19 protein-coding genes are annotated in these 19,529 nt (G+C 67.5%); 6 read left to right on the top strand and 13 right to left on the bottom strand.

Translation table 11 applies throughout. The annotated features are described in order from the left end of the window. Positions 1-15 precede the first annotated feature (15 nt). Together FKQ52_RS03345 and FKQ52_RS03350 are read right to left on the bottom strand one after the other, a co-directional pair. Entirely contained in the window at positions 16-1,608 is a 1,593-nt protein-coding gene (locus tag FKQ52_RS03345; RefSeq protein WP_141625880.1) for a DUF1570 domain-containing protein, read from the bottom strand. Between the two features lie 69 nt (positions 1,609-1,677). Beyond that, on the bottom strand, positions 1,678-2,058 hold the full coding sequence (locus FKQ52_RS03350) for a hypothetical protein (protein ID WP_141625881.1): 381 nt from the start codon (positions 2,056-2,058) through the stop codon (positions 1,678-1,680). A gap of 162 nt (positions 2,059-2,220) precedes the next feature. Between FKQ52_RS03350 and FKQ52_RS03355 the strand changes: the two genes are divergently transcribed. Then, a complete protein-coding gene (locus tag FKQ52_RS03355; protein WP_141625882.1) occupies positions 2,221-3,750 on the top strand; it encodes an alpha/beta fold hydrolase in 1,530 nt (509 codons plus the stop codon). Between the two features lie 94 nt (positions 3,751-3,844). Here the strand turns inward: FKQ52_RS03355 and FKQ52_RS03360 are convergent, their stop codons facing one another. Then, positions 3,845-4,174 carry a DUF1491 family protein gene (locus tag FKQ52_RS03360; protein ID WP_141625883.1) on the bottom strand — a complete coding sequence of 110 codons (330 nt, stop codon included), beginning with the start codon at positions 4,172-4,174 and terminating at the stop codon, positions 3,845-3,847. Between the two features lie 56 nt (positions 4,175-4,230). On the opposite strand from FKQ52_RS03360, the gene FKQ52_RS03365 reads away from it, so the two are divergent. Next, complete coding sequence (locus FKQ52_RS03365) at positions 4,231-5,091, top strand: hypothetical protein (protein ID WP_240811727.1); 861 nt, start codon at positions 4,231-4,233, stop codon at positions 5,089-5,091. Between the two features lie 59 nt (positions 5,092-5,150). Here the strand turns inward: FKQ52_RS03365 and FKQ52_RS03370 are convergent, their stop codons facing one another. Then, positions 5,151-5,594 carry a hypothetical protein gene (locus tag FKQ52_RS03370; RefSeq protein WP_141625884.1) on the bottom strand — a complete coding sequence of 148 codons (444 nt, stop codon included), beginning with the start codon at positions 5,592-5,594 and terminating at the stop codon, positions 5,151-5,153. A 76-nt stretch (positions 5,595-5,670) separates the two neighbouring features. Then, on the bottom strand, positions 5,671-7,362 hold the full coding sequence (locus FKQ52_RS03375) for a HAMP domain-containing sensor histidine kinase (RefSeq protein WP_240811728.1): 1,692 nt from the start codon (positions 7,360-7,362) through the stop codon (positions 5,671-5,673). 134 nt (positions 7,363-7,496) lie between these two features. Between FKQ52_RS03375 and FKQ52_RS03380 the strand changes: the two genes are divergently transcribed. Then, positions 7,497-7,958 carry a SufE family protein gene (locus FKQ52_RS03380; protein WP_370451024.1) on the top strand — a complete coding sequence of 154 codons (462 nt, stop codon included), beginning with the start codon at positions 7,497-7,499 and terminating at the stop codon, positions 7,956-7,958. Here FKQ52_RS03380 and FKQ52_RS03385 read toward each other — a convergent pair. The 5 genes from FKQ52_RS03385 to FKQ52_RS03405 form a co-directional block, all read right to left on the bottom strand. Next, positions 7,933-8,946 (bottom strand): AAA family ATPase, encoded by a 1,014-nt coding sequence (locus FKQ52_RS03385; RefSeq protein WP_168196782.1) that lies wholly within the window; start codon positions 8,944-8,946, stop codon positions 7,933-7,935. The two genes, FKQ52_RS03380 and FKQ52_RS03385, sit on opposite strands and share 26 nt — an antisense overlap. Further along, positions 8,943-9,515, bottom strand: a complete 573-nt coding sequence (pnuC, locus tag FKQ52_RS03390; RefSeq protein WP_168196783.1) for a nicotinamide riboside transporter PnuC — start codon at positions 9,513-9,515, stop codon at positions 8,943-8,945. The genes FKQ52_RS03385 and pnuC overlap by 4 nt, the downstream gene beginning before the upstream one ends. 31 nt (positions 9,516-9,546) lie before the next feature. Next, positions 9,547-10,086, bottom strand: coding sequence for a hypothetical protein (locus tag FKQ52_RS03395; RefSeq protein WP_141625887.1), 540 nt, complete (start codon positions 10,084-10,086; stop codon positions 9,547-9,549). A gap of 151 nt (positions 10,087-10,237) precedes the next feature. After that, complete coding sequence (locus FKQ52_RS03400) at positions 10,238-10,957, bottom strand: DUF6456 domain-containing protein (protein WP_141625888.1); 720 nt, start codon at positions 10,955-10,957, stop codon at positions 10,238-10,240. Further along, positions 10,954-11,310, bottom strand: a complete 357-nt coding sequence (locus FKQ52_RS03405; protein WP_141625889.1) for a helix-turn-helix domain-containing protein — start codon at positions 11,308-11,310, stop codon at positions 10,954-10,956. Before FKQ52_RS03405 ends, FKQ52_RS03400 begins: the two co-directional genes overlap by 4 nt. 292 nt (positions 11,311-11,602) lie before the next feature. On the opposite strand from FKQ52_RS03405, the gene ctrA reads away from it, so the two are divergent. Together ctrA and FKQ52_RS03415 are read left to right on the top strand one after the other, a co-directional pair. After that, positions 11,603-12,310 carry a response regulator transcription factor CtrA gene (gene ctrA / locus FKQ52_RS03410; protein WP_141625890.1) on the top strand — a complete coding sequence of 236 codons (708 nt, stop codon included), beginning with the start codon at positions 11,603-11,605 and terminating at the stop codon, positions 12,308-12,310. Between the two features lie 246 nt (positions 12,311-12,556). After that, positions 12,557-13,852 (top strand): OmpP1/FadL family transporter, encoded by a 1,296-nt coding sequence (locus tag FKQ52_RS03415; RefSeq protein WP_141625891.1) that lies wholly within the window; start codon positions 12,557-12,559, stop codon positions 13,850-13,852. Positions 13,853-13,951: 99 nt separating this feature from the next. Here the strand turns inward: FKQ52_RS03415 and FKQ52_RS03420 are convergent, their stop codons facing one another. The 3 genes from FKQ52_RS03420 to FKQ52_RS03430 form a co-directional block, all read right to left on the bottom strand. Further along, complete coding sequence (locus tag FKQ52_RS03420; protein WP_370451025.1) at positions 13,952-15,463, bottom strand: DEAD/DEAH box helicase; 1,512 nt, start codon at positions 15,461-15,463, stop codon at positions 13,952-13,954. A 281-nt stretch (positions 15,464-15,744) separates the two neighbouring features. Continuing rightward, positions 15,745-16,245, bottom strand: a complete 501-nt coding sequence (locus FKQ52_RS03425; RefSeq protein WP_141625892.1) for a hypothetical protein — start codon at positions 16,243-16,245, stop codon at positions 15,745-15,747. A gap of 67 nt (positions 16,246-16,312) precedes the next feature. Then, positions 16,313-16,939, bottom strand: a complete 627-nt coding sequence (locus FKQ52_RS03430; protein ID WP_141625893.1) for a DUF1345 domain-containing protein — start codon at positions 16,937-16,939, stop codon at positions 16,313-16,315. A gap of 445 nt (positions 16,940-17,384) precedes the next feature. Here FKQ52_RS03430 and FKQ52_RS03435 point away from each other — a divergent pair, with 445 nt between their 5' ends. Then, positions 17,385-19,487, top strand: coding sequence for a malate synthase G (locus FKQ52_RS03435; RefSeq protein WP_205750844.1), 2,103 nt, complete (start codon positions 17,385-17,387; stop codon positions 19,485-19,487). The last annotated feature ends 42 nt before the right edge of the window (positions 19,488-19,529 follow it).

Raw genomic sequence — 19,529 nt, forward strand, 5'->3', positions numbered from 1 at the left:
GGGTCGTGCCTGTCGTCAGGGCGCGGCCACGGCCTCGTCGTCGTTCACGACCTGTCCGGTCGCCGTCGCGATGGCGGCGAGCAGGGTTCTGGCCCGGACGCGGTCGGCGCCGGGGTGTGGCGCGTTGGCGACCGGAGTGAGCATGGTTTTCGCCTCATTCCACAGGGACTGGGCCATATAGGCCTCCGCCAGCCTCAGCCGGTTCTCGTCAGCCTGGGGGGCGAGGGCGGTCGCGGCCTCCAGCGTCCTGATGTCGTTGGCGTTGGGATAACCCGGCTGCCCGCGCCGGGTGTCGTTCAGGCCCAGATAGATGCGGAAATCCAGCGGATCGAGCTCCATCGCCTGACCCAGATAGGACATGGCCAGCCGACGCCGGGAAAGCGCGGTCGCCGGGTCCGGCTCCGCGCCCGCCTGATCCATCAGCAGCGCGGCGGCGATGCGCAGCGCGTCCGCGTCCGTGGAGTCGACGGCCAGCAGCGGTTGCAGAGCGGCCAGACCCGCCCCGGGATCGCCCTTGAGCCGGTTGGCGCGGGCGGCGACCAGCATGCCCATGCGATTGTCCGGGCGGCGCGCCGCCGCCGCGAGGGCGTTGGTGATCAGCTCTTCGCGGTAACGTGCCGCGTCGCGGGCCATCTGGGCCTTTACCTCGGGCGAGCGGGGATCATCGGGATCGTTCTCCGACGCGACGACGAGGGGCGTGTCGTCCAGGCGAAGATCGAACCAGGTGAAGGCGCCTTCGTCGGCGCCGATGGTCGAGACCGTGACCTCGGGCATCGGGATGTCGATCTGGAGCGTGTAGTAGGTGATCCGTCCCAGCAGATAGCGCCGCATGTCGTTCTGGAGCTCGGCCGAGGTGCGTCCGGTCGCCGCCTGCATCGCCGCCTCCGGGTCGCCGCCCCGGATCACGCCGGTCAGATACTGGTTCAGCATCTGTCGCCGCTCGGGCGTGCTCATCAGATAGTGCGTCAGCGCCCAGGCCTGGGCATAGTAGTCGCCGATGCGGGCGCGACCGGACCGGCTGACCCGCCATTTCAGCACGTCGGCCATGGGCGCCCATTCGTTGGCCCCCAGGTGCGTGAAGTACATCATCCGTCCGCGGTCTTCCCGGCCGACCTCGATCTTCTCCGGCTCCATGACCACGGTGGAGTAGTACTCGGCGAAGCCTTCCACGAACCACGACGGATAGGCCGCCGCCGACATCTGGAACATGAAATGGTGCGCGTACTCGTGGAACAGGGTGCTCAGCGCCTCCGGGTTCGCGATGTTGGTCACCGTGTAGATGCGACCCGCGTCAGCGGAGTAGAAGCCGGCGATGCCCTGCGAACCGTCGGGAAGGATGCGGCGCATGTCGCGCGCGCCGTCCGCCAGATAGATTTCCAGCTTCGGAATCTGGACGTCGCTCTGGATCGGATAATAGGTCCGCAGCAGGGCGTCGAAACGTTCGATCTTGCTGGCGTAGGTCCGCAATGTGCGCTCGGACACATCCCCGTACAGAATGAAGTGTTCGGTCTCGGCCTTGCGCCATTCCGCGTGCGCGGGCGAGGCCGCGAACAGGCAAAGCGTCAGGATGGCCAGCGCCAGCGTCCTGAAAAGCGTCGAAACAGGCATGGTTCTGGGTCCCCCGGCTCAGGGGTTCAACCCTAACCAGTGCGGCGGGGGATATTCAAGCTGCGCCGGTCAGGCGGCCAGACGCATCCACACGGCCTTGTCGGCGGCGACGGCGTCCAGCTTGCCCCTGGTCGCGCGGGTCCGCAGTTGGCGCATGACCGGGTCGGGCAGGGCGCAGAACTGCGGCTCGACCAGATCGGGATGGCAGCCGGCTTCCGGCGCGGCGAACAGGGCGGCATTCACGTCCGGCGAGCGGTCGTGGATCAGCCAGGCCAGACGACGCGCGCGCTGCGGGTCATTGTGATGCAGCAGCGGGTCCTCGGCGAACAGCTCGCAACCCAGCTCCAGGACATAGTCCAGATCCAGCGCTTCGAAGCGGCGCGCGTCGCCGGGCGTGACCGGGCAGGCCTCGTCCAGATCAAACACGACGTCGTTCAGAAGAAACAGCATCCGGAAACACCCACCATCAGTTCGGGCTCATCGCGGCCCGTTGAAGCTGACCATAGGCGCCCCGGCTTGAGGTTCCGTGTGCGAACGTCGTTAAGGATTTTGCACCGCGCCGGGCGGCGTTAACCGGTCGGTCGCCATGTCGGCCGAGCAACTGCGTTACGGATGTTTAAGTTGCCCGGAGATGCGCGGGTCGCGACGGTTCTAACGAACACGGGGACGGCTATTTTGAAAACGCTCATACTGTGGCTGTCCGTAGCGGCGGCTATTCCGGGCCTTTCGCTCGCGCAAGACAGGCCGTCACGCTCTTTCTTCGAGGTTGGAGCCTGCGCCGTCGAAGTCGCGACCGACGAGAGAATTGAATGCGGCACGCTGAGCGTTCCGGAGAACCGGGCTGTAGCTGACAGCCGGATGATCCGGCTGCCCGTGATCATCTTCCGCAGTCGTGCGGCCGAGGCCTTGTCGGACCCGATCATGTTTCTCACCGGAGGCCCCGGTAACAGCGCCCTGACCGGCCAGCGATCGGGGCGGAATAATCCCTTTCTCGAGGCGCGTGATCAAATACTGCTGGAGCCGCGCGGGGCACGCCTGTCCCGGCCGGCTCTTGAATGCCCGGAGTTCAACGCGACAAAAGGCGAGATCAGCGCGGGCAGGATGAGAGCAGGCGCGGCGCAGGCAGGGCTGGCTGCGGCCGCCCGGACTTGCCGAACCCGATTGGTCGAATCCGGCGTGGACCTGAATGGCTACACCTCCGCTGAGGCTGCCGATGACATCGAGGATCTCCGCTTGGCGTTGGGCTACCCCAAGCTCAATCTCTATGCGCTGTCCTACGGAACCCGGTTGGCGCTGACGGTCGCCAGAAGGCATCCCGACTCGGTGCGCGCCATGGTTCTGGACTCCGCCCTGCCGCCGGAAGTCAGCTATGACGAGACCGCAAGCGCCAATACGTGGCGCGCCCTGAATGCAGTGTTCGACGGCTGCGCAGTGGATGCTGTCTGTGCCGCGGCATGGCCGAACCCTAGGGCGGACTTTGAAGCCCTTGTGGCTCGCGCGGATAACGAGCGGCTTCCGTTCGGCATAACGGATACTTCTATTGACGCCCGAGGCGCCGAGGTTGTGCGGGCTGTCGGCGGAGCCCTTCAGGACCCTCGTCGTATTCCCCTTATTCCTCGCGCGGTCGGCGAGGCGCGTGCCGGTCGCTACCAGGAACTGGCGGGCTGGATCACGCAGGCGCAAGCACCGACCCCTTTCACATGGGGACTGAGGTTGTCGGTGTGGTGCGGCGAAGAGGCCCCGTTCGAGGATGCGGACCGTGTGCGGGCGCAGACGTCGCCTGACCGAGGCCTCGGCGGAATGGACACCCGGGCGGCGTCGCCGGAAATATGCGCGGCGTGGAGCGTCGCTGCATCTTCGGCGGACGCCAATGAACCTGTCCTCACCGATATCCCAACCCTCATCTTCGCCGGCGAGTTCGACCCATCCACACCACCGCAATGGGGCCGGCGTTTGCTGACGAATATGCCCAAGGCGCATTTCGTCCTGATGCCCGGCCTCAGTCATGGTGCCAGCTTCAACCCTTGCGGCGGTCGGATGGCATTCGACTTCATCAATGATCCGGCCACGCCTCCGGAACTGGCTTGTGTGGCGAAGCTTCCAGGTGCGGACTTTGCCGCCAGTGCGGAGGACGCCGAATAATGTGGATGTACGCGACGCCAGTCCGGGAAACGGCAACCGACGGCCGAGCTGCGCTCCCAACAGCCTGAACGTTCCTTTCCGGGCGCCGGTGTCCCTACCCCGCCACCTTCTCCGTAATGAAATGCCGCCCCTCCCGGTCCTCGATCTCGACGATCCAGAGGTCGGGGTCGTAGCGAACCTGCCGCTGCAGATAGTCGTCCAGCTCACTCTCGAACTCGCTTTCGACCGGCTGCATCCAGAGGCGCTCGCCGTCGGGGCCGAAGGCCTCACTATAAAGTCTGGCGCGGCGTTCGGCGGTGTTGAACACCTTGACGATCACCGTGCCCGCGCGCGCGTCGCCCTTGCGCGCGACCGTGGCGAAGCCGCCGCCGATCTCGGCGCGGCGGATCAGGGCGGCCACCCAGACGTTACTTGATAGAAGCAATTCGCTAACCCTGCTCGGACACCGGACCTGAACGCTCCATGCGTAGGGTGCGGGGCATGACGATACGGCAAATCGCGCTGAAGACCCAGGCCGCCCTGCTGGCTGTCGCGACCCTCGTCGCGCCCGCGAGCGCGTTCGCCGGTCCGGCGGATACCTATTATGAGCGGGCGTTCGTCGTCGCCGCAGATGCCCGCTGCAACCTGTTCCAGCCGGAACTGGCGCGCGCCCTGACCGCCGCCACCGCGCAGGCGCGCGGCGCGGCCCTGCGTTCGGGTGTCGCCGCCGCCGACCTGACGGACGTGGCCTACCGCGCCGGCGCGCGCGCCGGTTCCGTCGCCTGCGCCGACCCTCAGTTGGCGGTGGTCAAGGACCGTGTAGACGGCGCCTTCGCGGGCTGGACCCGCCTGTCGCGCATGACCTTCCCCGGCGACCGGTTTGACTGGGTCGCCAACCGCGCCGCCTACAAGCGCCCGACCTGGCGTTTGCAGCAGGCCTCGATGGTCGGCTCCTCGCCGGTGGCGTTCGGCTATGCGGGCGAGGGCGAGACCGCCGCCCTGACCGCCGTGGTCAGCTGGTACGGCGATCCCCGCCCGACCTCGGCCCGTCTGGTCTTCCGTGATCCGGCCAGGGCGCCGCGCCCCTGGCTGGCGGGCGACAGCCTGATCCCCGCCTCGGCCCGCGCCAGCCTCTGGTCCTCGGGCGTGACCGCCGCCGCCCCGACCTTGTTGGCGAAGGACAAGCGCGCAGGCGACGCCTGGACCTTCAGCTCCGCCGCCGCCGAGGGGCTGGAGCAACTGGACCCGCGCGAGACCTTCGCCCTGGAGTTCCACTTCCGCGACGGCAGCGTCGCCACCGTTCCGTTCGAGGCGGGCGACTTCGCCGCCGGGCGGGCCTTCATCGCGATGGGGACGGTCTAGACTTCATCATCAATGCCGCGCCGGCTGGAGAGCCCCCGGACAAGATTCCTGCTGGCGCATCACTCGCCGAGGTCGCGGATCGCCTGACGTTCCGCAGCAGACTCAACGGTCTTCTCCAACGCCGTTGTCGCGGATCGATGCATGGCCTCGACGACCTCCTCAATGGTCTCCCGGACTTGCTGGAGACCGGCGGACAGTTTCAGGACCGCCTTGGCCTCGGGGTGATGCAAGGCGGACATCGGCGGCGTCACCGATAGAATTTTGTCCGTGGCGATATAAACCGGCAGGTCATTCGGGGTCGTCAGCTTCACAACCGCCAAGGGTGCGTCAAAGGCTGCGCCGAGAGCATTCGGCTCATCCTTGAGCAGTATCCGGCTCGCGGCGTCCAGCACAGTGACGGCTCCGACGTCCAGTTCCCCCGGCGTGGAGGCGGGGCGGAGGCGAACAAAGGTGTTCGGTGCGACATAGGCGGTCGATTGATCGAGCAGCGTGACGGCGATCATGATGACGTCTTCCCCCTTTGGAACGTTCAAAAGATCGTCGTTCTTTGGCGAGATTTGGTCAATCTATGATTGCGGTTCAGCCCCCGTTCGCCACCGGCAGCTGGATGATCTCGGCGCCGCCTTCGGGGGCGGGCGCGCGGGCGATGACGGCGACCGGCATGCGGACCGTCACGGCGGTGCCTTCGCCCAGGGTGCTTTCAATGCTCATCCGCCCGCCGTGCAGTTCGGCGAACGCGCGGACCAGAGACAGGCCCAGACCCGTGCCCTGACGGCGTTGCTCCGGACCGCCGGCCTGTTCGAACGGGCGGCCCAGACGCTTGACGTCCTCCGGCGCGATGCCGACCCCGGTGTCGGCGACGACGATCTCCAGATAGGGGCCGATGATCTCGGCCGTCACTGTGACCGACCCGCCGTCCGGCGTGAACTTCACGGCGTTGGACAGCAGGTTCAGCGCCATCTGCTTCAGGGCCCGGCGATCCGCCGACACCTCGACCGCATCCGGCGGCAGGACGCCGGACAGGCTCACGCCCTTGTCCTCGGCGTTGACGCGAACCAGCGCCATGGCGTCGGACACCACCTCGCGGGCGTCGAACTTCTCAACCGAAAGGGTGTACCGCTCGGCCTCGATCTTGGAGACGTCCAGCAGATCGTTGATCAGGTCCAGCAGGTGACCGCCCGCCTGATGGATGTTGTCCGCGTACTCGGCGTAACGATCCGGGATCGGGCCGAACAGGCGTTGGCGCATGATGTCCGAGAAGCCCAGCACCGCATTCAGCGGCGTGCGCAGTTCATGGCTCATGTTGGCGAGGAAGCGGGTCTTGCCCCGCTCGCGCGCCTCGGCCTCGTTGCGGGCGACCTCCAGACCCAGTTCCCGGGCGTACTGGCTGGTGGCGTCAAAGGTCTGGGCGATCAGGCGCGGCCCGGCGGGATCGTCCAGCCGGCGGATCACCACTTGCACGCGCCGGTCCAGCGCCAGGCGCGGCGCCAGGGTGGCGGCGCCTTCGTGTCCGTTCAGGGCGCGGTCCATGGCGGCCAGCAGGCGCGGCCGGTCCGGGGCATGGATCGCGGCAACCAGTCCCTGCTCGAACAGGGGATCGATCGGCAGGGAGGCGGGCGGCGCGCCATAGGCGGCCAGCACCCGGCCGGAAGGCTCAAGGATCAGGGTCAGACCCGGCTGCGCCGCCATCAGGCCCTCGACCCGGCGGACCTCGGCTTCGGCGGCGGACAGTCTGCGCTCGCGCTGCAGCCACGACAGGCGCACGGCCAGTGCGGCGGCGGCGGCGGTCAGGACGGCGGACAATGCCGCCAGCGCGGGCAGATGGGGGCCGGGTCCGCCCAGCATCCAGCTGGTCGCCAGTCCCGCGACGGCCGCCACGCCGACGCCCAGAGCGCCGACCTGCACCGGGCGGGGACCGCCCAGCGCGATGCCCGCCGTCAGCGGCAGGAAGACAAAGCCCGATAGTGGGCCGGTCAGGCCGCCGGACAGGGCCGCGGTGGTCGCGGCGGCCGTGCCCCAGACGCCCAGCAGGATCATCCGGTCCCGGAAACTGTCGTGCTTGATCAGGTTCAGGCCGATCAGGCCCGGGACCACCATGGCCAGCACGCTGTAGAAGACCGGCCCGTCAACCCCGCCGAGCCAGCGCACGCCGAACGCCAGCAGGGCGGCCGCGACGGCCCAGCCCGCATGCCAGGCGGCCAGCGCGGCGCGGTCGCCGTCCCCGTGTCGGGCGGCGCCGTCTGTCTGCTCGGGGCGGCGGTGGGCGTTCAAGGGCGGCGACGACGGTGAGGAAATGGCGGAATTACCTCGTCCAGCCTATCCGCAGCGGTGAGTCGTCCAAAGTCCGCACCCCCATCAGGCGACTTGTGGAGACGGGCGACTGACGATTTCCGGGGATGGACCGCATGGTTGTCGTTAACGCGCGGGCGGCCTATCTGGCGCCGATGAGCACTCCGCCCCCCATCGACGCCGTCCTCGCCGAACTGGTCGAGGAGTTCGACCTGCTCGGAGACTGGGAAGGCCGCATCGAATACGTCATCGATCTGGGCAAGGAACTGGAGCCCTTGCCGGAGGCTGACCGCATCGAGGCCAACAAGGTGCCCGGCTGCGCGGCGCAGGTCTGGCTTGCTGTCCGCCGCGACGGCGAACGTCTGCATTTCATGGCCGACAGCGACAGCGCCCTGAGCAAGGGCAACATCGCCTTGTTGCTACGGCTTTATTCCAACCGCACGCCGGCCGAGATTCTGGGCTTCGATGCCCGCTCGGCTCTGGACCGGCTGGGCCTGCCGTCCGCCCTGACCCGCCAACGCGCCAACGGCCTGAACAGCATGGTCGGCCGCATCAGGGACGCGGCGGCGGCGGGCTGATTTCGGCCAGTCCGGGGAAGGCCGCCAAAGCGGCGGCCACCGCCTGCGCCTCGCGCGCAGCCCAGTCTGCGCCCTCGATCAGGGTCCAGCTTGCGCCCCTGCGTTCCAGCGCCTCGATGCACAGCGAGAGGAACCGCTGTCGGTCCGCCAGGTCGGGGAAGTAGCGCGTACCGTCGTCGGTCCACGGCGCGCGGACGTCCAGCAGCAGATAGTGGTCGGCCAGTTGATCGAAGGCGTCGAGCGCCGGATCACGACGCCCGGTCAGCATCTCGCACCAGACGGAGGTCAGCACAGGATCGGTGTCCTCGATCAGGATGCGCCGGGCCTGTCGCGACGCCGCCGCGACCGCCGCCCGGTGTCCGGCGACGATGTGGTGCAGGTCTTCGACGCCGACCTCCCCACCGAACATCTCCGTATAGGTCCGACCGTACTCCGGGACGCTGATCGTGCCGAACCGATCCGCCAGCCTCGCCGCCAGCGTCGACTTGCCGGTCGATTCCGGGCCGAACAGGCACAGGCGTTTGACGAACCAGGGACGAACCGGGGCGGGCAGGGCGTCCCAGCAGGCGAAGGGATTCTCGCGCACCGCGGTTCCTGACATGGGCACGGCGATCCGGTCCGGATCGACGGGCGCGAAACGGGCGCCGACCTCTTGCGCCAGACGCAGGCCGTAGGATTCCGAGGCGAAGACCACGTCGGGCGCGCCGCCGTAACGGTGCACGACATCCTTCCAGATCGCCCAGAAGTCGGGGTGGTCGGCGGGCTCCTGCGGCAGGTCCTCCTCGCACCAGCGCACGTCGCAATCCGGGAACAGCGCCTGCATCCATTCATGGCGCAGTCGCCCGGGGATCGGATCGTCCGGCAGGGAGCAGACCAGGATGGTCAGCCGCTCGCAGTAGGCCCGTCCGAAGTCGCACAGGAAGACATGGCCGTTGTGCGGAGGCATGAATTTGCCCAGCACGAACCCGCGCGCGGGGCGGGGCGTCACGCCTCGGCCGCCTGTTGCAGGCGCAGGGCGCGCCGCCAGCGCATCCATCCGTATCCGACGTTGATCAGCAGAAGCACGTACAGGCCGGCGGTGATCCACAGACCCTGCGCGCCATAGACGCCGATGGCGATGACGTCGGTGACGGCCCACACCGCCCAATGCCGCATCTGCTTGCGGTCCAGCAGGAACTGGGCAAGCACGCTCAGCGACAGGATGGCGGTGTCGCCGACCGGCATGGCGGCGTCGGTCAGTCGGGCCAGAAGCAGCGAGACGATCAAAGTCAGCAGGGTCGCGGGGATCAACAAGGCGGCGACCACGCCCCAGCCCCAGGTCCCGATGCGCGGTTCCCGCCCCCTGTCACCCCGGCTCCAGAACCACCAGCCGTACAACTGGATGGCCACGAACCAGACCTGAAGGGCTGCGCTCGCGTAAAGCTGGGCGTTCCAGAATACGACGGCGTACAGGCCGGTGGCCAGCAGGCCGACCGGATACAGCGCCTTCTTCAGGTGCGACGTCAGCAGGACGCTGATCAGCGTCAGTGCGGCGGCGAAAGCTTCAATCAGGGACAAGGACAAGCGTCTGGCTCCCTTGTCGGGCTGATCAGAAATACAGTCCGCGGATACGCAGGGCCGGGCGTTGGCCGGGTTCCTCGATCACCTCGACTTCCAGCCGACGCTCTTCCGGATTGCGGTACCGGCGCTCCCACCGGGTTTGGCTTGCCTCGTCCGCCGCCCAGTAGCGCTCGTCCGAGAAGGCGCGGCGGCCCAGGACCGCCAGCTCACGCGCGCTGGCCCGGGTCGAGGACAGCAGGCAACTCACATAATAGGCTTCGCGGTCGCCGTACTCGACGCTGCCTTCTTCCAGCCGGACCCGCCAGGCGCCGTCGTTCGACACCAGATTGATGTCCGACGCATACTCATCCATCGGCTGGTCGCGTTCGTCGGCGGGGCGGCGGAATTTGAGATCGCGGGCGACGCGGATCGAGCGCTCGAAACTGAGAGAGCGGCCCGCATAGGGCAGGCAGATGTCGGCCAGAACCGTTCCGGTCAGATTGGCCTGCGCCATCGCCGGAGCCGCCGGCGCAACAATTGCAACCATGAACAGCCCCACGGCGAGGCTGGATGCCACCAAAGTTTTCACGCCATCCCCCGAACGCGGCGTCGGTGAGAGCGACGCCGAAAAAACAGGACGCGCCCGTTGCGGAGCGCGTCATCCCGGCACCCTAGAACCGATGTTCGACGGGCGAAAGTTACGAGCCTGTAACGTAGGGTGGCGGACGAAATTCGCTGTTTCAGGTGAGGCGATAATGCCGCGCCAGCGCCGCCAATCCCAGTCGCAGGACCGTTTTGCCGGTGCGGCGGCGCAGGCCCAGCGTCTGTTCGGCCGCCTGCAGGGGGGCGCCGCGAAGGCAGATCTGTTCAACCATCGCGCGGGCAGGGCCGCAGGCGGCCAGCGCGGCCTCCACTCGCCGGGCGGCCGACAGGACGTGGTCACCGGGCGCGCCCGGACGACCGCCGCCGCGCCCCGCCCGGGGCAGGCCGTCCCATCGCATGGTCAGGCCCGGACCGCGTCGCGCCGCCTCCGCCTCCAGCGCCAGCCGCCCGGCGGCGGCGCTTTCGGCTTTCGACAGCAGCGGCCTGCCGCGCGCATCGGTGCGCCCGGCCAGCCAGGCGACCGGCGAGGTGGCCAGGTTGGCCGCCCGTTCCACGATCTCCCCGTCAGGCTGAATGACGGGGCGCAGCCCCTCGGCATGGCCGGGTCGTCCCGGCGCGGGGGCGGGCAGGGCCGTCGGCGCGGTCTCCCGCGCGACCCAGCCGCCTCCGGGGCGGGTGCGCAGGCCGGGCGCCTCGGTCAGGGCGATGAAGTCCGCCTCCTCCAGCCGCATCATGATCCGCGCCCGCCGATCCGCCCCGGTCCGCAGGGCGTAGGTTTGGGGACCGGCCGCCTCCAGCCAGCCGGTGGGCAAGGTCAGCAGGCGGCGCGCCCGCTCCAGTCGACGCCCCTCCGTCATGCCCGCAACTCGTAGCGCGGGCCGTCCAGCAGATCGTGGACGGAGCGCTCCATACGGTTCAGCAGGTCGTCCAGACCGGGGCGGTCGCGCTCATCCTCGGCCCAGCGGCAGGCCTGCGCCGCCGTCGCCCGGTTCAGGCCGAAGGCGTGGGCGACCCGCTCGATCGGCCAGCCGAAGGTCACATGCGCCAGATACATGGCCAGCCAGCGCGCGCGGCAGGCCTGCCCGGTGCGACGGGCGTTGCCGCTCATTCGCTCCACCGGCACCCCGGTCGCCGCGGCCACCATCTGCAGGGCCAGCCCGGCCTTCAGTTGATCCGCGCCCGACGTCGGCGCCCGATACAGGTCGTCCATGCCTCTCTCCATCATCATCGTTCAGCCGGTCTGAAGGCCGGTCTTGATGTAGGACTATATTCCTGCGATGCGTCGATATTGGACGTATGGGCTCCCGGATGACCGATGTTTTTCGAAAAAAATCGACTCGCTTGACTCGGGACTCTCGACGCCGATTCGCAAATCAGCCTAGATTCGCTGTTAACCAATCCCATTAACCCTTCTTAAGGTTTTGGGGGATTAACGTCCGAACAAGGTTACCCGGAAACGGGTCAGTAATATCTACGGCCAAGCTCTGCCTGGAGGGGCATCCATGCGCGTCCTGCTTATCGAAGATGATCACGCGACCGCGCAGAGCATCGAACTCATGCTGAAGTCGGAAGGCTTCAACGTCTATACGACGGACCTCGGTGAAGAGGGCATCGATCTCGGCAAGATCTACGACTACGATCTCATTCTTCTTGACCTGAACCTGCCGGACATGAACGGTCTGGAAGTCCTGCGCCAACTGCGCGTCGGCAAGGTCAACACGCCGGTCATGATCCTGTCGGGCACCTCGGAGATCGAGACCAAGGTCAAGACCTTCGGCGGCGGCGCCGACGACTACATGACCAAGCCCTTCCACAAGGACGAGCTGATCGCGCGCACCCACGCCGTGGTCCGTCGCTCGAAGGGTCACGCCCAGGCCATCATCCATACCGGCGAGATCGCCGTGAACCTGGACGCCAAGACGGTCGAGGTGAACAATCACCGCGTTCACCTGACGGGCAAGGAGTACCAGATGCTGGAGCTCCTCTCCCTGCGCAAGGGTACGACCCTGACCAAGGAGATGTTCCTGAACCACCTGTACGGCGGCATGGACGAGCCCGAGCTGAAGATCATCGACGTCTTCATCTGCAAACTGCGCAAGAAGCTGGCCACGGCCGCGGGCGGCAAGCACTATATCGAAACCGTCTGGGGCCGCGGCTACGTCCTGCGCGACCCGGCCGAAGGCGCGCAACCGGCTTCCGCCGCCGCCTGATCCTTCAGGGAAGAAACGTCAGAATACAGAGCGCCCGCCGGTCCTCCGGCGGGCGTTTTGCTGTTCGCGGGGCAAAAATGGTCAGCTTTGCCTAATTCTGTTCGCCGATCAGGTGAACATTGATCACATTTTTGAAACAGACCGCCTGAAGCATTGCAGCTTTCCGGCCTCGAGCGCATTTCCGTTTCGCCTCCCCGGCATAGTTGGAAACGCCGCCCCCCAAAGGGGCCACCGAAAGTAACAACAATGATTACCTCCAAGTCGCTGTTCACCAGCGCGGCCCTCGCCGCGCTGGCGTTTGTCGTCGCCACACCGGCCGCGGCCCAGTCCTATTATCTGCAGGAGCAATCCGCCCGCGGCGCCGGTCGCGCCTTCTCCGGCGAAGCCGCCGACACCGGCGTGTCCTCGCTGTGGTGGAACCCCGCCGCCATCGCCCGCAGCGGCCGTGAAGTCACCGTCGGCGTCCACGCCGTCGCCGTGAACTCGGAAGTCAGCAACGCCGGCTCGACCATCACCTATCCGGGCGGCGTCACCGTTCCGGTGGCCGGCGTCAGCTCGACCCAGAATCCGATCGAGAGCGGCATCGTGCCGAACTTCGCCATCTCGACCCCGATCGGCGACCGCTTCGCCGTCGGCCTGGCCATCGCCGCGCCCTACAACTTCACCACCAAATACGAGCCGACCTCCTTCGCTCGCTATGACGCCCTGACCTCGGAGCTGCGCTCGGCCAACGTCGGCCTGGTCGGCGCCATGCGCGTCACCGACTGGCTGGACCTCGGCGTCGGCGTCGACGCCCAGTATGTGAAGGCCAAGCTGACCTCGGCCCTGCCGAACCTGTCGCCGGCCCTGCCGGACGGCCTGTCCTCGCTGGAAGGCGACGGCTGGAACTACGGCTGGAACGTCGGCGCCCAGGCTCACTTCGGCAAGCTGGACCTCGGCCTCAGCTACCGCTCGGCCATCGAGCATGAGCTGGACGGTGATGTCGTGATCTCGGGCCTGCTCGGTCCGCTGGCCGGCAGCAACATCGCCACCGACGGCGTGGCGGGGTTCAGCACCCCGTCCTACATCGCCGCCTCGGTCCGTTATGCGGTCAATGATCGCCTGACCCTGAACGCCCAGGTCAACCGCATCGGCTGGTCCGAGTTCGACAACATCGACGTCGTCTATCCGGGCGGCGGCCAGACCCTGCGTCTGGACTACAAGGACGTCACCACCGGCGCCGTCGGCTTCGACTACGCCGCCAGCGACAAGCTGATCTTCCGTGGCGGCGTCGGCTACACCCCGACCCCGACCCGCGAGAACGAGCGCACCGCCCGCATTCCGGACTCGGACCGCTGGCTGATTTCGGGCGGCATGTCGGCCCAGGCGACCGAGCGCATGTGGGTGGACTTCGGCCTGACCTACATCGCCTTCTCGGACGGCGATGCCCACAGCGACCGGACCATCTACGGCGGCACCCCGGCGGCGGTTCAGTCCAGCCTGCGCGGCACGACCGAAGGCTACGGCCTGGTCTGGTCGCTCGGCACCCGGATGGCCTTCTGATCGAAGGCTGTCCTGCGGGCCGTTGATCGGCCCTCGGATGCAAAAACGCCCGCCGGAGTGATCCGGCGGGCGTCTCTGTTTTCAGCTCAAGCCGAGGGATCAGCCCTTGGCGGCGTAGCCCTTGCCGCCGTTCGACGGCTTGCGGCGACGCGGGCGACGCTTCATCTCACCGACCGGCTTCGGCTCCCGGGCCGGCGGGGCCGAGGTGTGGCGCGGGTCGTTGTTGGTGTTGCGCGGCCGGTCGCGGGCCATCGGATCGAAGGCGCGTTCCGGGGTCGGGCGAGCGGCGGCGTCGCGGGCGCCGGCCTTGCGGACGCGGTGCGGCTGGCCGCCGCCTTCCAGCTTGATGCCGTCGCGACGCGGGTTGCGCGGGCCACGTTGCTGCTGCTGGCGATCCCCACGACCGTCATCCGGCATCGAGGCCTTGTTCTTCACGCCCGACGCCATGATCGACTGGTCCAGCAGGGCCAGCGACTTGTCGTTGCGGCGGTCGCTCGACGGAATCTTCTGACGCGTGACCTTCTCGATGTCCTTCAGCAGCTTCATCTCGTCGCCGGCGACGAAGCTGACGGCCGAACCGTCCTTGCCCGCGCGGGCCGTCCGGCCGATGCGGTGGACATAGGCTTCCGGCACATAGGGCAGCTCGAAGTTCACGACGTGCGACACGCCGTCCACGTCGATGCCGCGCGCGGCGATGTCGGTGGCGACCAGCACGCGCAGCTTGCCGGCCTTGAAGGCGGCCAGCGTGCGTTCACGCTGCGGCTGGGACTTGTTGCCGTGGATGGCGCCGGCCTCGACGCCGCCGGCTTCCAGATAGGCAGCGACCTTGTCGGCGCCGTGCTTGGTCTTGGTGAAGACCAGGCAGCGCGTGTACTCGGGATCGGCGAACATCTCGGTCAGCAGGGCGCGCTTGCGGCCTTGCTCGATGTGGATGACCGACTGGTTGATGCGCTCGACCGTGGTCGACTGCGGCGTCACCTGAACCTTGACCGGCTCTTTCAGCAGTTCACCCGCCAGCTTGCCGATCTCCGTCGGCATGGTGGCCGAGAAGAACAGGTTCTGACGCTTGGCCGGCATACGGCTGACGATCTGGCGGATCGGCTTGATGAAGCCGAGGTCCAGCATCTGGTCGGCCTCGTCCAGCACGAAGATTTCGGTGGCCGACAGGTCCAGGTTCTTCTGCTGGATGTGGTCCAGCAGACGGCCCGGCGCGGCGACCAGGATGTCGAGGCCCTGGTTCAGCGAACGTTCCTGCCCGCCGTACTTCACGCCGCCGAAGATGACGGCGACGCGGAAGCCCAGATGCTTGCCGTAGGCCTTGAAGCTTTCAGCGATCTGGGTGGCCAGTTCGCGCGTGGGCGACAGGACCAGGCAGCGGGTGGTGCGCGGCACAGGCGCGACGCGGTTGGCGGCCAGACGGTGCAGGATCGGCAGGGCGAAGGCGGCGGTCTTGCCGGTGCCCGTCTGGGCGATGCCCAGCAGGTCCTTGCCCAGCATCACGTCCGGGATGGATTTCTGCTGGATCGGGGTCGGGGTCTCATAGCCTTCCGCCTTCAGGGCGGTCAGCAGGGCCGGGTTCAGGCCCATGGAGTCAAAGGTGGTCTTGCTCACGGAGCGTCTTCTTTCGCATGCGGCGACACGCATCAGCCATGGCTCGAAAGCCGTCAGGGCCGCGCACCGCCAGTCCCGATGGGGCGCCTGAAAGGGGCCTTCGGGGTGGATCGGGCGCTACCCCGCGTGTCCGGGCAGCGAATGAATATGAGAGTCCGGCGGCTTCTACAGACAGGCTTCCGGGGAGGGAGGCCCACACGCGCTGGAGACGCCGGTAATCGCAAAATGCTGCGATGCAGCAGGCAGATGGGCCTGAAAGGTGTTCAAGTCAAGGCGCGGGCTCAGTTCGAAGGCGCTGGAGGCTGGCTGGCCACATCCGACAACACCGGGTCGATGCCGTTGAAGCTGGCGTCGGACTGCAGGCTTTCCCCGTCGCAATACCAGCGCCTGAGGTCCCCGAAGTATGTGTCCGGGTCGGCCTCTCGGAATTCCATCATGATCATGCGTGTCTCACTCATCTCCCCATTCGGTGAGATCGACCTCCATGCGCTCGCCATGAACTTTCCGGGCGGGCAGTAGAAGTGCGTCAGATACACATCCAGGGTCCGGGTCTGGCGATTTATCTGGCCGGTGATCGCGCCGACATTGTCCCCGCGTCGGTAGGCTGGCTCCGTCCGGACATAGTTGGGTAGCGAACCGGGGAAGGGGATCCGAATCCACTCACCGGCGAGATCAGAACGTTCCAGCCCTGCCACGGTGATGCCGCCGCCTTCCTGGGCGCTTGCCGCTGCCGGAATCGCGACGGCAAGCGCCAGACACAGGGACCCGAGCGTCTTCATCATACTGTTCCCCGTCAGCGACGTTATGCTTGCTTCTGAATGGCTTGAACTGAATGGGTGGAAAATCCGATCAGCTGAGCAATCCTACCGCCATATTGACTGTCAGGGCCACCACCACGGTGTTGAAGACGAAGGCCGTCAGGCTGTGCACGGTCGAGGTCCGGCGGATGCCCCGGTCGGTGATCTGCACGTCCGCCGTCTGCGACGCCACGCCGATGACCAGCGAGAAATGCAGGAAGTCCCAGTAGTCCGGCTCGGGGTCGTCGCCGGGAAACAGCAGCCCGCCCCGGTCGCCCTTATCCCCCGGCGAATAGAAGACGTGCGCGTAGTGGAAGGCGAAGATGACGTGGACGAACAGCCACGACAGGGCGACCGTCACCAGCGCCAGCACCGCCGGACCGCCGCCTCCGCTGGCCGCCTCGCCGACCACGACGACCACGCTGCCGACCGCCGCGATCAGCGCCAGCGGCAGGATGGCCGGACCGGCTTCATCCAGCGCCGACGCCCGCTTGCGGATGGCGTCGGCCGACCGGGTGCGCAGCACCTTCACCGCACTCTCCAGCAGGAACAGCCCGACCCCGATGTCCCACGCCAGCGCCACCTTCGACGGCCAACCGCCGGGCACGGGCCACAACACACCCGACGCGGCGATCAGGACCAGCAGGGTCAGCGGCCAGTGAAGGCGGAACCAGTTCATGAGGGGAGAGTGCGTGTTGTCGTGCTGCGCGCAAGTCCTTCTCCCCTTGAGGGAGAAGGTGGCCCGGAGGGCCGGATGAGGGGTAAGTCGGCTTCAGGCTGACTAGCGACCGGTTCGCGTCAAACATCCCCCTCATCCGAGCGGCTTCGCCGCCCACCTTCTCCCTCAAGGGGAGAAGGACGCAGAGGCATACGTCCAATTCTGACGCACCCATCTGATACCCTGCTGCCTACTGCCTTCCGCCCCCTCCGCCGATAGACGCCATAGACGGCATAGACTCCATAGACGGTGTATTTTCGCCGTCTCGACCGTCTCCGCCGTCTCACTTCGATTACACTCTTCACACCCGGTTTTTCACGCGCACGAATTCCTCCCGCATCTGCGAAATCCGCTCGACTTCCCCGACGTGATCACGGAATGTTACAGCCTCACTTTGGAGACGCCCATGTCGATGACGCCGCGCGCAGGCCTGCAGGTCGCACAGGAACTGGCGGATTTCGTTGAACAAGAGGTGCTTCCCGGCATTGGCGTGGAGGCGGACCGGTTCTGGTCCGGCGCGGCGGACCTGTTCAACTGGGCCGCCGTCGAGAACGCGGCCCTGCTCAAGGTGCGCGATGAGCTTCAGGCCCGCATCGACGACTGGCACGCCGCTCGCGCCGGGCAACCGCAGGACCCCGCCGCCACCGTCCGCTTCCTGACCGACATCGGCTATCTGGTCCCCGAGCCCGCGCCCTTCGCCATCGCCACGACCCATGTGGACGCCGAGGTCGCGACCTTGGCCGGGCCGCAACTGGTGGTGCCCGCGCTCAACGCCCGCTTCGTGCTGAACGCCGCCAACGCCCGCTGGGGCAGCCTGTACGACGCACTGTACGGCACGGACGCGCTGGGCGACCTGCCGCCGCCCGGTCCCTATGACGCCGCCCGCGGCACCCGCGTCGTGGCCCGCGCGAAGGCCTTCCTCGACGAGGCCGTGCCGCTGGAGAGCGGCTCCTGGGCCGACCTCGGCGACCCGTCGAAGGGCATCGCGCTCAGGGACCCCGCCCAGTACGTCGGCCAGACCGACAAGGGCCGCGTCTTCCGCCACAACGGCCTGCACATCGAGGTCGTCTTCGACCCGTCCCATCCCATCGGCGCGACCGATCCCTCGGGCATCTCGGACGTCGTGCTGGAAGCGGCCCTGTCGACCATCGTGGACCTTGAGGACTCCATCGCCGCCGTCGATGCCGCTGACAAGGCCGCCGCCTACCGCAACTGGCTGGGCCTGATGACCGGCGAACTGGTCGAGACCTTCTCGAAGGGCGGGCAGTCCCTGACCCGCGCCCTGAACCCGGACAAGGTCGTCACCGCGCCGGACGGCTCTACCGTCACCCTGCCGGGCCGGTCCCTGCTGTTCGTCCGCAACGTCGGCCACCTGATGACCACCCCCGCCATCCGGCTGGCGGACGGCTCGGAGGTGTTCGAGGGCGTGCTGGACGGCCTGATCACCTCGGCCATCGGCGCTCATGACCTGAAGGGGCGGGGCCGCTTCCGCAACAGCCGTGAAGGCTCGATCTACATCGTCAAACCCAAGATGCACGGGCCGGACGAGGTCGGCTTCACCGACGCCCTGTTCGGTCGGGTCGAGGACATTCTGGGCCTGCCCCGCCACACCCTGAAGGTCGGGGTGATGGACGAGGAGCGCCGCACCTCCGCCAACCTCGCCGCCTGCCTGAAGCAGGTCGCGAACCGGCTGGTCTTCATCAACACCGGCTTCCTGGACCGCACGGGGGACGAGATCCACACCGCCATGCGCGGCGGCCCCGTGGTCCGCAAGGCCGAGATGAAGTCATCGGACTGGATCAGCGCCTATGAGGCCCGCAACGTCGCCATCGGTCTGGCCTGTGGCCTGAACGGCAAGGCCCAGATCGGCAAGGGCATGTGGGCCGCCCCGGACCAGATGCAGGCCATGCTGGAACAGAAGGCCGCCCATCCGAAGACCGGCGCCAACACCGCCTGGGTGCCGTCGCCGACGGCGGCGACCCTGCACGCGCTCCACTACCACCAGACCGACGTCTTCGCCCTGCGCGAGGCCATCGCCGCCAGGCCGACGCCCGGCCTCGAACCCCTGCTGACCGCGCCTCTGGCGTCAGGCCGCAACTGGTCGGCGGAAGAGGTGACGGAGGAGCTGGAGAACAACGCGCAAGGGTTGCTGGGCTATGTCGTCCGCTGGATCGATCAGGGCGTCGGCTGCTCCAAGGTGCCCGACATCCACGACGTCGGCCTGATGGAGGACCGGGCCACCCTGCGCATCTCGTCCCAGCACATGGCGAACTGGCTGCTGCACGGGGTGTGCACGGCCGAACAGGTGGACGCCGCCCTGCTGAAGATGGCCGCTCGCGTGGACGCCCAGAACGCGGGCGATCCGCTTTACGAGCCCATGGCGACCAACCCGTCCGGCAGCATCGCCTTCAGGGCCGCGCGCGCGCTTGTCTTCGAGGGCGTCCAGCAGCCCAGCGGCTACACCGAGCCCCTGCTGCACCGGTTCCGGGCGGAGAAGAAGGCCGGGTAGGGACAACCTGAGGCCGAGCGCCATCCCTCCTCTCCGCCGAAC

This window comes from Brevundimonas sp. M20 (assembly GCF_006547065.1).
GTDB lineage: Bacteria > Pseudomonadota > Alphaproteobacteria > Caulobacterales > Caulobacteraceae > Brevundimonas.

What these genes read in the sequence shown, in the direction of transcription:
- FKQ52_RS03405 (WP_141625889.1), bottom strand. Translation starts at nt 11,310, where the DNA reads ATGGACGACCTGTATCGGGCGCCGACGTCGGGCGCGGATCAACTGAAG.
- FKQ52_RS03365 (WP_240811727.1), top strand. Translation starts at nt 4,231, where the DNA reads ATGACGATACGGCAAATCGCGCTGAAGACCCAGGCCGCCCTGCTGGCT.
- FKQ52_RS03370 (WP_141625884.1), bottom strand. Translation starts at nt 5,594, where the DNA reads ATGATCGCCGTCACGCTGCTCGATCAATCGACCGCCTATGTCGCACCG.
- ctrA (WP_141625890.1), top strand. Translation starts at nt 11,603, where the DNA reads ATGCGCGTCCTGCTTATCGAAGATGATCACGCGACCGCGCAGAGCATC.
- FKQ52_RS03425 (WP_141625892.1), bottom strand. Translation starts at nt 16,245, where the DNA reads ATGATGAAGACGCTCGGGTCCCTGTGTCTGGCGCTTGCCGTCGCGATT.
- FKQ52_RS03435 (WP_205750844.1), top strand. Translation starts at nt 17,385, where the DNA reads ATGTCGATGACGCCGCGCGCAGGCCTGCAGGTCGCACAGGAACTGGCG.
- FKQ52_RS03355 (WP_141625882.1), top strand. Translation starts at nt 2,221, where the DNA reads ATGTTTAAGTTGCCCGGAGATGCGCGGGTCGCGACGGTTCTAACGAAC.
- FKQ52_RS03380 (WP_370451024.1), top strand. Translation starts at nt 7,497, where the DNA reads ATGGTTGTCGTTAACGCGCGGGCGGCCTATCTGGCGCCGATGAGCACT.
- FKQ52_RS03430 (WP_141625893.1), bottom strand. Translation starts at nt 16,939, where the DNA reads ATGAACTGGTTCCGCCTTCACTGGCCGCTGACCCTGCTGGTCCTGATC.
- FKQ52_RS03350 (WP_141625881.1), bottom strand. Translation starts at nt 2,058, where the DNA reads ATGCTGTTTCTTCTGAACGACGTCGTGTTTGATCTGGACGAGGCCTGC.
- FKQ52_RS03415 (WP_141625891.1), top strand. Translation starts at nt 12,557, where the DNA reads ATGATTACCTCCAAGTCGCTGTTCACCAGCGCGGCCCTCGCCGCGCTG.
- FKQ52_RS03400 (WP_141625888.1), bottom strand. Translation starts at nt 10,957, where the DNA reads ATGACGGAGGGGCGTCGACTGGAGCGGGCGCGCCGCCTGCTGACCTTG.
- FKQ52_RS03345 (WP_141625880.1), bottom strand. Translation starts at nt 1,608, where the DNA reads ATGCCTGTTTCGACGCTTTTCAGGACGCTGGCGCTGGCCATCCTGACG.